17 protein-coding genes are annotated in these 14766 nt (G+C 43.2%); 7 read left to right on the forward strand and 10 right to left on the reverse strand.

The window, feature by feature from the left end:
- Positions 1-225: 225 nt before the first annotated feature.
- Positions 226-645, reverse strand: a complete 420-nt coding sequence (locus DSM107010_RS11335) for a hypothetical protein (protein WP_106171316.1) — start codon at positions 643-645, stop codon at positions 226-228.
- A 319-nt stretch (positions 646-964) separates the two neighbouring features.
- On the opposite strand from DSM107010_RS11335, the gene DSM107010_RS11340 reads away from it, so the two are divergent.
- Positions 965-1762 carry a class I SAM-dependent methyltransferase gene (locus tag DSM107010_RS11340; RefSeq protein WP_015156363.1) on the forward strand — a complete coding sequence of 266 codons (798 nt, stop codon included), beginning with the start codon at positions 965-967 and terminating at the stop codon, positions 1760-1762.
- Positions 1763-1859: 97 nt separating this feature from the next.
- Here the strand turns inward: DSM107010_RS11340 and DSM107010_RS11345 are convergent, their stop codons facing one another.
- The 3 genes from DSM107010_RS11345 to DSM107010_RS11355 form a co-directional block, all read right to left on the reverse strand.
- A complete protein-coding gene (locus tag DSM107010_RS11345; RefSeq protein WP_015156365.1) occupies positions 1860-2195 on the reverse strand; it encodes an antibiotic biosynthesis monooxygenase family protein in 336 nt (111 codons plus the stop codon).
- Between the two features lie 79 nt (positions 2196-2274).
- The gene (locus DSM107010_RS11350) at positions 2275-2460 is read right to left on the reverse strand and encodes a hypothetical protein (RefSeq protein ID WP_106171313.1); all 186 of its coding nucleotides are present in this window, start codon (positions 2458-2460) and stop codon (positions 2275-2277) included.
- A gap of 232 nt (positions 2461-2692) precedes the next feature.
- A complete protein-coding gene (locus DSM107010_RS11355) occupies positions 2693-3289 on the reverse strand; it encodes a hypothetical protein (RefSeq protein ID WP_127022988.1) in 597 nt (198 codons plus the stop codon).
- A gap of 518 nt (positions 3290-3807) precedes the next feature.
- Here DSM107010_RS11355 and DSM107010_RS11360 point away from each other — a divergent pair.
- Entirely contained in the window at positions 3808-5028 is a 1221-nt protein-coding gene (locus DSM107010_RS11360) for a serine/threonine-protein kinase (protein ID WP_206751824.1), read from the forward strand.
- A gap of 186 nt (positions 5029-5214) precedes the next feature.
- On the opposite strand, the gene DSM107010_RS11365 is transcribed toward DSM107010_RS11360, so the two are convergent.
- Positions 5215-5553 (reverse strand): cupin domain-containing protein, encoded by a 339-nt coding sequence (locus tag DSM107010_RS11365; RefSeq protein ID WP_015156368.1) that lies wholly within the window; start codon positions 5551-5553, stop codon positions 5215-5217.
- A 75-nt stretch (positions 5554-5628) separates the two neighbouring features.
- Complete coding sequence (locus tag DSM107010_RS11370; RefSeq protein ID WP_106168607.1) at positions 5629-6405, reverse strand: SAM-dependent methyltransferase; 777 nt, start codon at positions 6403-6405, stop codon at positions 5629-5631.
- Between the two features lie 162 nt (positions 6406-6567).
- Here DSM107010_RS11370 and DSM107010_RS38335 point away from each other — a divergent pair, with 162 nt between their 5' ends.
- From DSM107010_RS38335 to DSM107010_RS11375, 3 genes are all read left to right on the forward strand, one after another.
- Positions 6568-6738, forward strand: coding sequence for a hypothetical protein (locus DSM107010_RS38335; RefSeq protein WP_015156370.1), 171 nt, complete (start codon positions 6568-6570; stop codon positions 6736-6738).
- Positions 6739-6946: 208 nt separating this feature from the next.
- Entirely contained in the window at positions 6947-7090 is a 144-nt protein-coding gene (locus DSM107010_RS38340; RefSeq protein WP_015156371.1) for a hypothetical protein, read from the forward strand.
- Positions 7091-7259: 169 nt separating this feature from the next.
- Positions 7260-7715, forward strand: coding sequence for a nitrate reductase associated protein (locus tag DSM107010_RS11375; protein ID WP_041462584.1), 456 nt, complete (start codon positions 7260-7262; stop codon positions 7713-7715).
- A 99-nt stretch (positions 7716-7814) separates the two neighbouring features.
- Here the strand turns inward: DSM107010_RS11375 and DSM107010_RS11380 are convergent, their stop codons facing one another.
- The 4 genes from DSM107010_RS11380 to DSM107010_RS11395 form a co-directional block, all read right to left on the reverse strand.
- Positions 7815-8039 (reverse strand): hypothetical protein, encoded by a 225-nt coding sequence (locus DSM107010_RS11380; protein ID WP_015156373.1) that lies wholly within the window; start codon positions 8037-8039, stop codon positions 7815-7817.
- A 258-nt stretch (positions 8040-8297) separates the two neighbouring features.
- The gene (locus DSM107010_RS11385; protein WP_106168606.1) at positions 8298-9425 is read right to left on the reverse strand and encodes a CobW family GTP-binding protein; all 1128 of its coding nucleotides are present in this window, start codon (positions 9423-9425) and stop codon (positions 8298-8300) included.
- Between the two features lie 231 nt (positions 9426-9656).
- A complete protein-coding gene (locus DSM107010_RS11390; protein WP_106168605.1) occupies positions 9657-10175 on the reverse strand; it encodes a GNAT family N-acetyltransferase in 519 nt (172 codons plus the stop codon).
- A 13-nt stretch (positions 10176-10188) separates the two neighbouring features.
- Positions 10189-10500, reverse strand: coding sequence for a type II toxin-antitoxin system TacA family antitoxin (locus tag DSM107010_RS11395; RefSeq protein ID WP_015156376.1), 312 nt, complete (start codon positions 10498-10500; stop codon positions 10189-10191).
- A gap of 367 nt (positions 10501-10867) precedes the next feature.
- Here DSM107010_RS11395 and DSM107010_RS11400 point away from each other — a divergent pair, with 367 nt between their 5' ends.
- Both DSM107010_RS11400 and DSM107010_RS11405 read left to right on the forward strand, forming a co-directional pair.
- Positions 10868-12307 (forward strand): WD40 domain-containing protein, encoded by a 1440-nt coding sequence (locus tag DSM107010_RS11400; RefSeq protein WP_127022991.1) that lies wholly within the window; start codon positions 10868-10870, stop codon positions 12305-12307.
- 282 nt (positions 12308-12589) lie between these two features.
- Positions 12590-14656, forward strand: coding sequence for a serine/threonine-protein kinase (locus DSM107010_RS11405; RefSeq protein WP_106171430.1), 2067 nt, complete (start codon positions 12590-12592; stop codon positions 14654-14656).
- Positions 14657-14766 lie beyond the last annotated feature (110 nt).

Below are 14766 nucleotides of genomic sequence, written 5' to 3' on the forward strand. Positions count from 1 at the left end.
TATCCCAAACTCGACAACCCGCACCCCGTTCTAAGGCAATCGGGAAACGGGCATATGTGTCCATGACTGACTCTTTGAAGCGATCGAAGTCATATTCACCAGTTTGTTGCAGATTGGATTCTACGACTGATGTAGGCTGAGAAACAGTGTCTAAGCTCATGGATGATTCCTTGATTGTGGGTGGTAGAATTCTAGGGACGTTATATGTAAGTCTCTATAAAATATTCAATTATCTACTTGTAAAATCTCTTCTAAAATCAACTTTTCAGCAGTAGAGTTACCCGCACTCAGCTTTACTTTAGCGCGATCGCAGGCATGTAACTTACCATTTGGCTCGAACTGAAAATCTTGCTCCCGTACAAACCCTTGTGCTTGGAGTTTCTTCAGGGCAAACTGGGTTGCCCACTCTACCAAATCTAGTTCGGGTTCGAGATATTGAGGATGACGTAAAAGCCAACGACAAGCATCGGGATCGGTATCGGCAAGCTGATAAAGTGCCGTAGCTAAGATCTGCTCGACACATTTAGGGCTAGGTAAAGCGGTAAAAAAGTCTTTAAGCGAGCTAATTAGCGTAGGTGTCTGAGTTTTAAACACATCTACAGCTAATTCAACATGTGGCTTACAGGTACTATTAGATATACACATAATGGCTGCCTTCCACTTCACTCACCCATCGGCAGACAAGACAACACAGAGTGGTTGACAGTGCGTTGACAGTTTACCGTTGACCAGCGATCGGCGATCGATCTCCGGCTAAGTTGTCTGACTTTAAATCTGAAGTTAAAAGAAAAATGTGAATAATTTGTGAACCGTAGTAGCACCATTTCTGGCGATCGTATATAAACTTAAAGCGAGGGGCGAGAGCGTGGTGTGTGGAAGGAGGCGAGAGGCAAGAGGTTTTTGACTTACGACTTACGGCTTACGACTTACGACTTCTCTCCTTATTCCTTATCTCTACCAAAACATGAACGAACAATCCTATTCCTACGAGGCACTCCAAGATCAAAAACAGTTTTACAATTCTCGGTTTCAAGCAGGTTATATGCAGGACTTTTCAGGATTATTTGAGTCCTGTAGATTTTATGCAATGCAAGATATATTGAAGCAAATAAAATCGAGCGGTTTCAATCCAGCATCGATTTTAGATTATGGTTGTGGCGAAGGACGATATCTCAATTTGTTAAAAGATTTCTTTCCTACATCTGCTCTCCACGGCTGTGATATATCAGACGAAGCATTAACAATTGCTAAAAATCTATATTCATCAGCTCAATATACTCCCATGAGTGATGAAACAGTTAATTTACCTGACAATTCTTTCGATCTCATCATCTCCATAGAAGTTCTAGAACATGTAGGTGATGTTGCTCAGTCTATAAGAGAGATCGGTCGATTGCTCAAACCGCAAGGAATGACAATATTATCCACGCCTTGCGCTAATAAATTTTCTTTTGAATGGTGGCAAAATCGCTTGACGGGAGGCTTGCAGCCATCATTTGATGGTTATGGCAGATTTAAAACCGATGAACCAGGACATCTACGCCGACTTTGCGATCGCCACCTGAAATCTCTATGCTCTGATGTCGGGATAGATATTTATAAAATCTACCATCGCGCCCATTTATTTGAAACCCTTGCCCCTAAAGGTAGGCTGTTTAAGCGCATACCTCAAGCTTGCGTTGGTTTTGGCATGTTAGATTGGTATTTATTCAAAAACTTCCCCAACGGTTCAACTATGATTGCTTTAGGAAAGAAAAGATAGCGATCTTGTTGACAGTGATCAGTGGTCATTGGTCATTGGTCATTGGTTGACGGTTGATTCTTTTCCCCCTCAGCTTCCGATCGCTCCCTCAGCTCCCTCAGCTCTCTTCCGCTGCCTGGGGCTGAATTTGACAAACCACTTCATAAAGAGTAGTTGTAGGAGCGCGATCGAATAAAGGAGACATCTTTTTTAGTATGCTCCTGTAGTTTTCTTCATGCTCGTTAGCTTCCATCTCATCTACACTTTCCCAGAAAATCACAGAAACGCCTCGATCTGTACCTGGTTCTTGCAGGAGATATGCACCTTTAAACCCATGTCTATAAGTTGAAACTGCCTGTTCGTAAATTCTTCTTGCTTCTTCAAACTTGCCCGGTTTGAATTCTCCAACTGTAACTTGAGTATATTGCCGTTTGAGAAAATCCTGAAAATCCATCGTCGATCACCTGAATAAATTATTTGTCATTTGTCATTTATCATTAGTAAGTAGTTTCTGACTTACGACTTACGACTGATTAATTTGTCTGTTCTATCTTTTCTAATAACTTTTTAGCCATTTCAACTGCTACAACGATTAGTTCTTGTTCTTGCTGTCCCTGACCACCTTCATCGCTGACTTTAGGGTAAATATGAGGATTGGCGAGCATCCCGGCTAGAATTTGGGAGGCAACTTGTTTGACTTCTTGTGGATTCACATCCATTTTGAATTTTGATAACTGTAGATTTAATCGTTAAAAATGATTTTATAGTCTTTTGCTCTCACAATTGATTAAAACTATAGATTTTGTTGCGAAACTGTGGCGATCTCAGCTTGGGGCTAGGAATGCAGCAAACGTTACGAGCTGTGTTATATGCCCGATTGCCGCACTCTACCTTCTGCTATTTTGCCATAGCGATCGAATCCAAATCTAAAATCTAAATCTGGCAGTTCTACTAAATTAAACCTTGAACAACGAATAAAACTGCAAACAGGCTAGATACTAAGGCAAGAAATCTAAACACGGGGGCAACTTCTTCTATATGGCGATTTGGTTTGAGAAAGAAACTTTGTACAAAGCGCGATCGCTGTACTGAAATAGACACGAACAAAACAAACCAAAAGGGTAAACTTAAAGTAGAAACTGATAAATTTAGATAGGAATAATTAGCACAAACTAATAAAAAAATATTCCATAACACAAGCGCTGAAACGACAACTTGCCAGTAAATAGGACTACCGTTTCGACGGGGAAATTCCTCAACACGCGCTGCTGGTAGAAAACCAGCTTGTTTAATGCAATCAAAAAAGCTCTGAGTACTTTGAGTCAAAAAAACAATATTGGCAGGATATTCAGCAACGGTGTGTCTAATTCTAACTCCACCCCACGTTTTTTCTAAAGAAACAATTTGCTGTGGGTAAAATTTATAGTCAGCCAACAAAAAAACATTGAGTTTTAGTTGGTTATAATCTGCTGACAAATTCGCTAAAGGTTGAGGCAGTTTCATCTCCCCAATAGAAACACCTCCAATCAAATTTGCTGAATGCGGCATTTGAAATTTATCCTACTAATTGTTCAATTGACATGCGATTTCATGAATCTAGCTGTATTCTTCCCCTTCAAAACAGCAACTATATCAATAGGTAGGTCAAGGTAACACAAAGTTACATAAGCTATTCTTATAAATTACTGTCATTTTCTAGCTACAGTCGCTCTATGAGATCTCATGGCAAAGTCACAAGCCTTATTCTGCCTAGCAAGGGAGCAATCGATGCTCAGTTAAGGAAATGTTCAAATTCCTGCAAGAAATTGCAGCAAACAGAGCATAACGCAGGAATTGCGATTTCAATCGCTCTTATTGCCTGCAACCCTGCTCTATAATCTATGAAGATAGTGTAAAACTTGAATGAGTCTCGTTACAGTCCACCAACCAAGCTAAATGAAACCGTGCAGCATATACAGACAGCTATAACTTGATAACAGATTATTAGAAATAGATCGAGTTAACTTTACAAATTGTACGAATGCGATCGATTGAGCAACCAATAGTGGGCTGCCGTCCATAAAAATTTGGATCGAGAAATTTGGGTCAAAAACTTTCGGTCAACTACAATGTTAGGCAAGTTACTAGAGGGACGTTATCAAGTCATGCAAGTTCTGAGTGCAGGGGGTTTTTGTCAGACCTACCTCGCTCAAGACACCCATATTTCCAATCGCCCTACATGCGTAGTCAAGCATCTCAAACCTGCCAATAGTTCTCCTAATGCCCTACAAACGTTGAGATGGTTGTTTACAGGTGAAGCCCAAGCTTTAGAAAAATTAGGATGTCACAATCAAATTCCTCGGCTGCTAGACCACTTTGAGGAAAACCAAGAATTTTATCTCATTCAAGAATTCGTACAAGGGCATACCTTAAGTGCAGAACTACAACCAGGTAAGCCTTGGAGTGAAAGCCAAGTGTTTTACATGTTGCAAGAAGTACTGCAAATCTTAGAGTTTATTCACTCGCACGGCTTAATTCATCGCGATATCAAGCCAAATAACTTACTCAGGCGCAAGCACGATCGCCGTCTGGTGCTAATTGATTTTGGTTCGGTCAAACAAGCATGGACGCAGGTTGTGACGCTGCAAGGGCAGAAGATCAATACGTTTTCCATTGGCTTACCAGCAACGATTACAATCGGCACTCCTGGCTACATGCCTACAGAACAAGAACGAGGCAAGCCTCGTCCTAACAGCGATATCTATGCTTTGGGGATGGTGGCAATTCAAGGTTTGACAGGCATTCATCCGACTCAGCTAGATACCGATCCAGATACCTGTGAAATTCTATGGCGACACTATCGTAAAATCAGCCCCGAACTAGCGCAAATTATAGATAACATGGTGCGCTACGGCTTTAAAGATCGCTACCAATCGGCAACGGAAGTCTTAGCAGCCCTAGAACCTCTAGCAAATCGGTATCAACCCGTGCTGCATTATGGTTTTCACGAATTACATGGTACTCAGGTTCAGATCCCCACAGTAGCGCAAGATTCGCACTCTTTACTGGGTGAAGAAGAGACTGTTTCTTATAGCTGGGGCGATCGCCCGCAATTACAAATACCAAATACAATTAGCAAAGCTACAGCTGCAATTTCAGCCAAAAGATCGACTTCCTTAATCGATTTAGGAATTGGCGCGATCGCTTTAGCGACTTTACTCGTAGGTATCTATTTCGCCTCCCACTCCCCCACACCAGCCTTCAAACCAGAAAAGTATCCTGTATCAATTCCCTTGAAAAGTAAATAGCACGCGAAGTTAAAAGTTCGTAGGGGCGGGTTTGGCGAGAATCTCTCATCATGAACGAAGATCGTTTGCCAAAACCCGCCCGTACAAAAGTTACAGCGTCATCAATCTAGTGCTATGAGCTTTTGACGCTATAACTTATGTAGTGGTTTATTTGACTGATCGGTGATTTATTTTCGCTATGCTGCGCTACCCGTTTTTCTCTGACAAGGTTAGTAAAAAAGCTAAGTTTTCCTGGGCTTTTAAAGCGTGAGGAGCATTTGCAGGCATGAAGATGAATACTCCTGGTTCTAGAACAATGTCTTGTCCTTCTAGGGTGAGAATTCCCTTGCCATCCAACACGTTGACGGTAGCGTTGCGAGTAGATGTATGTTCGGAAATTTCAGTTCCAGCCGCGAGACAAAACAGAGTGTATTGACAGCAACTATCTTTAACCAGCACTTTACTCAATACCCCAGCTTGGGGATATTCAATATTTGCCCGTAACTGCGTGGATGAAGATCGTAAGGGTAATAGGGTGGTACTCATGAATTCCTCGGTTAAAAGTTAAAAGTTAAAAGTTAAAAGTCAAAATGCTCAGAGCTATTGTTGATAGGTGTGAGCTTAAGAGCGAACAGCAGACAAAATAATGTAACCTAAGTCCTGCCGATACTTTTGGAAAACTTGGCGCATTGTTAAAACTCGTTGCCGAATTTGCGATCGCGTCAGTATATTCCACCAAATGTGAATTGTGTTAAAAATACCTTCGTCTGCAAGCATTTGCTGCGGTTTGAGCAATCCCATTTCTCCGGTTTGATGTTGCTGTACTGTTAATCCAGCCGCTTCACAAGCTGCAATCCAACTAGACTCTGATAAAGGCGTAGAATTGACTCGGATCGCTTGTGCTAAAGCGCGGTGAATCTCTTCTTCTCGATTTTGTGCTAAAAGTTCGTGAGATAAAAACTTACCACCAGGCTTGAGGCGATCGCGAATTCCTGCTAAGATTTTCGCTTTTCCTGGCGGAGATTGCATGGTCAGGATCGCTTCTGCCAATACATAATCAAACTTTTCTGTCAAGCGATCGAGATGAAAGATATCGCCTTCAATAATTTCAACTCGATCGCTCAAACCTGCTGCGGCAACATTAGCACGAGCGCGAACCACAGAATCGGGATTTTTCTCAATTCCCACAACCCGCACGCCATAGCGCTGAGCAATTGCGATCGCGCTTAAACCGAAACTCGCTGCTAATTCTAAAACCGTTTCCCCTGGTTGAAAATTCGCCCATTGAAATAGTTGCTCTGTCGCTAAACGTCCGCCTGGACGGAGATATTTTTTGCCTGCTGCTGCTAAAACTTCATGTCCTGGGGCAGTTTCGTAGTTAAGGGTAGCGTGGGTCATACATTTGACCTCTAAGTTAATTCTTGGCTACCTTTACTGTGACAAAATAGCTTTGAGTTATCTATGAGCTAGCTCAGTTGTCAGGGAGTAGGGAGTAGCGACTTGCGACTTACCAACTACCAACTACCATTCAACAATTAACTTCTTCAACCACTTGACTAAATGCTTCCACTATGGGTGATGCATCTTCGCGTCGCCATGCAAAAGCATACTCCCGCAGGCTTCAGCGGAAGAATTTGCTATCAATTAATTTTTGTAAAAGCGATCGCCACGATCTCCTTACTCGCATGGACGGGGATCGTTATCTGCGGTCGCTTGATTGCCTATACTTGAGCTTTTCAGACAATTTAGTCAAACTGTCAATTCTTTTTGCTCAAGTTAAGTACAAATTCATGCTTGAGTATAGGTAGTACTTTCCTGTATATTCTAAAAGCTAATCAGTTTGATGCATTTTCCACATCATAACTGTTTATTATTTATGACTAATTTTGTATAGATATTACTAACCACAAAATTTCTCAATCTATTACTCAGAGGCACAATGGATAAAAAAGCACAACTTCAAAAAACTCAACCCGTGACAAATAACGCGATCGCCGATAGCAAAGATTTTAACTTCGATCTTTGGGCGAATGCAGTCAGAAAACAAATGCTTTCTGTACTACAAGAAAAAACACAACATTAACAGTTATCAGTGACCAGTGACCAGTGACCAACTCGGCAGCGGTTAGCAACCTAATCCCGAATTTTGCATTCGCGATTGCAGGTTGTCGGAGATGGGTTGCTGATGTTTTACGCTGGAAGTATGGGCGATGCTTTATATCCAATGCCGTTCTCGCATCGCGAATCATGATATGACACGATTTTTTCAATTTGAAGCTGACTTTGTAGACTCCCTGCGCTGTATTCCCATGCAGGTACGTTACAAGTTAGATACTTGTGGAATTAAACTGAAATTACCTGAATGGAACCAATTCAGTCAGGAAGATCGACAAGCACTAATCGATCGCCCCTGTAATACGCCAGCAGAAATTCAAGCATATCGTCAGTGGTTGCAAGACTTAGTTTTTCAATATACTGGTAAATCGGCTAGCGAACTGCCAGTAGAAGAGAATCCCGATTGGATGAATGCAGCAACTGTTCCTGCTAGCATTGGGGAGAAAGCTGGCGAGTTTGGCGTGACGCTTAGTTCAGAGCAATGGGCAAATTTACCACCCGTAGAAAGATTTGCATTAATTAAACTCAGCCGTTCGAGCCACGAAAACCGAAATTTTCTACCCGCACTCAAAGAATTTCACCTGATCGATTAGAGTAAGCTCTCTACTGTTAACTAGTTAATAAAATAGCCGTTCATGGGCATTGCTCATCGATCGCCGATCGGTAGTATTTTCCCGCACCACGCACCACTATTAACTGTTAACTGTCTCTACCAGTTGACACGCCTGTACTCTTTCCCGCGAGACAATCTGCAATTCGTGGGGATAGCGGGGGCGCGGATCTTTCTCTAACCAAATGGGGGGAACCATAGTTAGATCGTAAGCCGCGATCGTATCAATTACGCCGGGACGAGACTTCAGCTCAACTACGAGTCCTGGCAAATATTCAAAAGCTTCTTCCCAATCGATTTGTGACACGGTTATAAGTAAAACTGTATTTATTGATACGATTTTATAATAACTCGGCGGATAAATAAATACGTCTGTAGCTAGAAATACATTTTTTTACATTTGTGGAGATGCGATCGCAATATCTCCTAACATAAATCGCTGTTTTCAGTTACGTAGGGTACACAATGTGTAGGGGGGCACAGCTAACTGTGCCCCCCTACGAATGTAATGCCAAGTATTTCCCGCAAAGGCGCTAAATCAGCTCTGCATCTTTGCGCCATATTTTCATCCTTTGCTAAACCCTTTACCACGACTGGTAGAAGGCAGACAAATGCAGTTTTGTAGTTGTTGAAGCAAAGCCTCTCGATCTAGATTTTGTCCGATCAGTACCAGTTGATTCTTTTTGGGTTTGCCGTTCCATTCCTCGTCTTCTAGAGTAAAGCGCTTACCACAGAGGTGAAAAATATGGCGTTTTGGACTTTCCTCAAACCACATAATCCCCTTGGCGCGGAAGATATTTTCAGGAAGTTGGTTGTCTAGAAAATACTGAAACTTTCTAATTGCCAGTGGCTTATCGCTTTGGAAAGATATTGAGGTAAAACCATCGTTCTCTAAGTGATCGGAGTGATGATGGTGATGGTCGTGATGGTCGTGATGGTCGTGATAGTCGTGATGGTCGTGATGGTCGTGATGGTCGTGGTCGCAGTCTGAATGGTCGTGATGGTCGTGATGGTCGTGACCAGCGGGAGTATCGAAATACTTATCCGACTCGAACAGACCGACGCTAAGAATCAATGGGAGAGGAACTTGCGATCGCGTTGTCCGCAAAATTCTTGCCCCATCTTTAATATCCCGAATCTTGACTTCTAAAAGATCGAGATCTGCTTCCTCGACTAAATCCGCCTTGTTAAGAATGATGACATCCCCATAGGCAATTTGACTGTAAGCTGCTTGAGAGTTAAACAGATCCAAACTGTAATTTGCCGCATCTACGACCGTGATGATTGAATCTAGGCGTGTCATGTCGCGTAACTCCGTGCCTAGAAAAGTCAGCGCCACAGGGAGAGGATCGGCAACTCCTGTTGTTTCTACGACGAGATAATCAACTTTTTCTGGACGTTCCAACACTTTGTAAACGGCTTCTACCAAATCATTATTAATCGTGCAGCAGATACAGCCGTTACTCAACTCCACCATGTCATCGCCTGTGGTGACGATCAACTCGTTATCAATCCCAATTTCGCCGAATTCATTCACTAAAACGGCTGTTTTGAGACCTTGCTGGTTAGTCAGGATGTGATTGAGCAGAGTTGTTTTACCGCTACCGAGAAAGCCTGTAATGATAGTAACTGGTAGCCCCTGTTTCGGTGCATCCATTGCGGGAGATTGGTCAGAACCTACTGCTGATTGCATAGCGCTGCTGATTTAAATCTTGAAAGTCTTATCTTACAATCTGCTAGGGCAAGAAGTATGACTTACACTCTTGCCCCATCTTTATTCATTATGTCGCGTTCGATGAATTCAGGAGGCGCTTAGCAAAATTCGCGATCGATACACCGACTCAATCTCCGCTGGAAACCGATCGCCTCGAATGAGCGATCGCCTGAAGTGACGTAGCTGCGATCCAAAAAGGCAAGTCAAGCTTTAAGTTGAATAGTTAAACATCTTGACTATCGTAGTCATAGGCAAAAATAGTCGATTTGGACGATCTGGAAACGGAATAAAGTCATAATGTTCGTAAAAAGAACGAGCCTTTTCATCTTTGGCATCAACCACTACAGCCATTGAAGCGACACTATTTGCATGTGACTGGCTGCGGTACAAGGCATCCATCAATAACTCTTCGCCTAATCCCTTGCCTCGGTAATTTTCATCAACTGCTAATCGTCCCAGCAAAGTTGCTGGTAAACTTGGAGATCTCGGCAGCTTTTTAACTATCTGGGCTGGTAGTTCTCCTGCAATAATACTCGTTCCGCTCAACGTGTAATACCCAATAACGACATTAGAGGTTTTGTCAAACAAGACGTAAGGAATAGCAACATAATTACGAGCATCTTGTCCTGCCTGCTTCTGAAGATAACGATCTAGTTTTTCAACGCCGCAACAAAAAACCGCTCGGTTATGCTCTGAACCCAGCGGCTCTATTAAATAATCAAAATCCATTGAGCGATTTCACCTACAATTCCATTTTTTGCTGATAACGTCTAGCGGCAGCTCGTAGTTTATTGCTTGGCTCTGGGGGATTAAGCAGCGCTTCAACAAAAACTGCTCGATCGCGCGCGCTTAAAATCATCAGCTCCTGTTCCTGAATCGCCTGTTTTGCTGCCTCAGCTACACTGCTAATCACAAAATCTGTCAGCGAACGTCCTTGGAGATCGGCAGCTCGCTGAAACAACTCTTTTTGCTCTTTAGTAACGCGAGCCTCTAACCGTTCACCCTTAGCACGTTCTCTTGTAGGCTTACGGCTTTTATTTGCCGTGTTATGCATAATAATTGTGTCCGAATACTGTCCAAATACGTCCAAATATGTCTAATTATGTTCAACTATACTGAGTATTGTACGGCAATTGATCGTACCTGTCAAAAAATGAGTTCGTTCCCTATCCAAGTCAATAAACTTTAGTTGTCGGTTATCAGTTATCAGTGACCAGTTATCAGTCAACCAACTAACAACTGACAACCAATCCCACGTAGAATTACGCGATCGATTTAGTATATTGTTCTACTAAGAGATCGCAAGTTTGGGGCGATCGCTTCTCTTGAATGCAAGACCGATTGGTGTTTGTATAACAGGTAAGAGGTCGTATTTCTACACTGATAACCGCTCGCAGAGAACTGATAACTGATAACTGACAATGCAATCTTCTGCTACACTGACGCTTTGCGAATCTTCCGAGCCAGCGGGAGCGCGAGAACAACCGCGTTATTTTCTCTCTCCCGATGAAGAAATTGTCATTGGGCGATCGCCTGATTGTCAAATTGCTCTCGATCCTAAGCGTTACACGACAGTTTCGCGCTATCACGCCAAGTTACGCTGGCAAAAAAGTTCCGAGCCTGTTTGGGAAGTTTGTAACCTCAGCTCGACCAACGGCACGTATATTAACGGTAAGCAAATTGGCGAAGAATGGCGGAGGTTACAATCGGGCGATCGCATTACCCTTAGTTGGGAAGGTGCAGAGTTTCTGTTTGAATGCCAAGCTTTGCCTGCGACTGTACTCGTTAAAGCTCCGACGAGCGCCCAAAAACCGATAACGGAAGCTCATGCAAGTGTAGTTGTCCCTGTAGCAGAATCAGCAGTTGAGCCTGAACCAATCGTTGCTACACCAGAACCACCGCAACCTGAAGCAGTACAGCCACCCGCTCCTGAAATCGAGCCAGCCAAGCCAGCACCACAGACTGATGCGGTGGAACAACCTGCGGCGATCGCCCAACCAGAAGCAGCAGCGATCGCTCCAGTCCCCGAACCTATATCTGCTGTCATTTCTGCAAGTCCTGCGATTCCAGCACTACCCGATACTGGTAAAAGCTTATGGGAGCTTGGTTTAAATCCAACAATTCTGACATTAACCGGACATTCAGATTTGGTACGTACAGTTGCGTTTAGTCCTGACGGTCAAGTTCTTGCTAGCGGTAGCGCTGATAAAACCATCAAATTGTGGCAACTCAATACTGAGCAAGTTGTCAATACCTTTAACGGACATAAATCGGCGATTAATGCCGTTGCGTTTAGTCCTGACAGTCAAGTTCTTGCCAGTGGTAGCGCCGATAAGACAATCAAACTCTGGAACCTCAGCACGGCTGAAGAAATCTCTACTTTTATCGGTCATAGTTCGGCTGTAAATAGCGTTGCGTTTAGTTCTGATTGTCAGATGCTAGTGAGTGGCAGCGCGGATAAAACCGTGAGACTATGGGATCTCGGCACGGGTGCAGAAATCCACAAACTGGAAGGATACAAATTAGGGGTGAATGCGGTGGCTATTAGCCCTGACGGTCAAATTATCGCTAGTGGCGGTGCAGATAAGATTATTAAACTGTGGCATATCGATACGGGTGAAGAATCTGCTTTGCCAGCTTTGCGGGCTGCGGTAAACGCGATCGCCTTTAGTCCTGATGGTAAACTACTAGCGATCGCGACTGAAGATAAATTACTCAAAGTCTGGGATCTAAGTGCAGCAGAGGAAGTGTATGCTATCTGCGGCTATGCATGGCAAGTTGGGGCGATCGCGATTAGTCCGAACGGGCAATTCCTCGCTAGTGGCGATCGCGACAAGGCGATCGTGCTGTGGCAGTTATAGCAATTCTCGATTGCGTACGCGATCTTTGTAGGGGCTCTTTCTCTGTGCGCCCCTACCACTTTATAGTAATTGTACTGCGTAATTAGAACAGTAAATATTTTTAGCAAAGCTTATGATTTCATAATCCATAAATCTGTCATAGTTAGGTTTTAGAATTACTTGTCTGATTGCGGATTATCTTACTAACCAATTTTTTAACAAAAAGTAAATAAAAAACAGATAATATCCGAAATCATCTACTTTTCAATTGAATGCATCTTTAACTCGCAAAATATCACATCAATGCTAGGTCAATTATTAGATGGGCGTTATCGAGTCCTGAAAGTCTTGGGTGCAGGTGGATTTAGCCAAACTTACATCGCTGAAGATACCCGTCGTCCTGGTAATCCTTGCTGTGTAGTCAAACATTTGAAGCCAGCAAATAGCAATACCAACTTTTTAATAGCAGCTAGACGATTATTTGATAAAGAAGCCAAAATTTTAGAAAAGCTAGGAATTCACGACCAAATTCCCAGATTACTAGCCTATTTCGAGCAAGACCAAGAATTTTATTTGGTGCAAGAGTTAATCGAAGGACATTTGCTAAGTGCAGAATTGTTCGGTGGTCGTCGTTGGCACGAAGATCGAGTAATCCAAATGCTCTTAGACGTGTTAGGGATTCTTAACTTCGTGCATCAGCAGGGAGCAATCCATCGCGATGTCAAACCAAATAACATAATTCGTCGCCAACAAGATAATAAATTAGTCCTCGTAGATTTTGGTATTGTTAAAGAGATTAACGTCCAACTGCTGACAGCTCAAAGCCAAGTTAGCGCCTCGATCGCCGTGGGTACTGTTGGATATATGCCACCGGAACAAGCGCGAGGTAGACCGCAATTTAATAGCGATATCTACGCCCTGGGAGTCATTGCGATTCAGGCACTCACCGGACTCACGACGCAAGATTTAAGAGAAAATTTTCAGGGAGAAATTGACTGGCAAGGTCAGGCACAAGTTAGCGATCGCCTCGCAGCAACGATCGACAAAATGGTACGCTACGACTTTAGAGAGCGCTATCAGTCAGCAGCTGAAGTTATAGAGGCATTGCGATCGCCATCTTCAATCAACGCTGGTTATGCCACGACAGAGTTAGACCAACGCCCCAAATACTCGCAGACGCAACAAGCAAGTCAATACGCCGTCTTACCAGCGACAGTTCCCAGCAGTCAGTTTTCGGCTCCGTCAATTCCTCAGACTCCAGTTAACTTCACTCAGCCAGCGACGAACCAAAACATCACGACAAATTCACCCAGCACTCAACCTAGCAAGCGATCGGGTGGTTTAGCTAATTTTGCGGCTAAACTCAAATCTCCTTTGGGAATGACTATGGGTGCTGCTGCTGTCGTTAGTGTCGCGGCTGCTTTCGGACTGGTCGTGATGAATAAAGAAAGCATCAAATCTGGCTTAGCACAAGTTGAAGTGTTGAAAAAAACAAAACAATACGAAGAATGCATCAAGCATGGCGCAACTATTAACATTCCTAGCAGCAATACCATAGAAGATAAACAAGCACAAACAAATTTAACGAAATCGGTTAATGAGTGTCGCATCGCTCAAGCTAAAGCTTTAGCAGAGGAATTCAAAATTGCTGAGGCGCTAGCAGTCGTGTCTACAGTGCCAGCGGAGCAACCTTTGTTTGAAGAAGCTCAACTACTCACTAGTCAGTGGTCTAAGAGAATTTTTCAAGAAGCGAAAGACGCTTATGAAAGAGATGGTGATTTTGAAAAAGCTGTTTTATTAACCAGAGCAATTCCTCCAAAAAGCTCTATTTTTAAAGACGTAAGACAAACAGTCGCTACTTGGGAAAGAGAATCAAAAACGAATCAAGACTACTTAAAACTAGCAGAACAAGCCCTCAGCCAAAGTCGATGGCAGGATGCAGTTAACACAGCTAAAAAAATTCCATCCAGCACGCTATTTTGGAATACAAAACGTAATGAAATTGTCGAGCAAGCTAATTCTCGACTGGCGCAAAAACCAAATCCACCAACTTCATCTCCCGCTGCTGCCAAACCAGCTCAAGTCCTGCCTCAACAGCCACAGCCAGTTATCAAAGCTGTAAATCCTCCTATACAGCAGAAGATTCCAGGATCTAGTAAAGCTGCTAAATCGACTCCTGAAGCATCAATCCCAGAGTTGAAACAAACTTCTACATTTGTCGAGCCAGATGCGTCAGATCCTTGTCCCAACGGCGATCCAGCATTTGGATGCGTGGATGACAATAATAGCGCCGCCGAAGCAGTACCTGACAGTCCGATTGAGCAAGAACCAAATGGTAACAGCACCGAGGATAATAATCCAGGTTGGTAGTGTGTTTATTTAATAGTGGCTAGTGGCTAGTGGCTAGTGCCTAGTAGCGGTATTCTTCATCTAGTCACCAGTCACTAGTCACCAGTCACTAGATTCTTCATCTAGTCACC

The organism is Chroococcidiopsis cubana SAG 39.79 (assembly GCF_003991895.1).
Lineage (GTDB): Bacteria > Cyanobacteriota > Cyanobacteriia > Cyanobacteriales > Chroococcidiopsidaceae > Chroococcidiopsis > Chroococcidiopsis thermalis.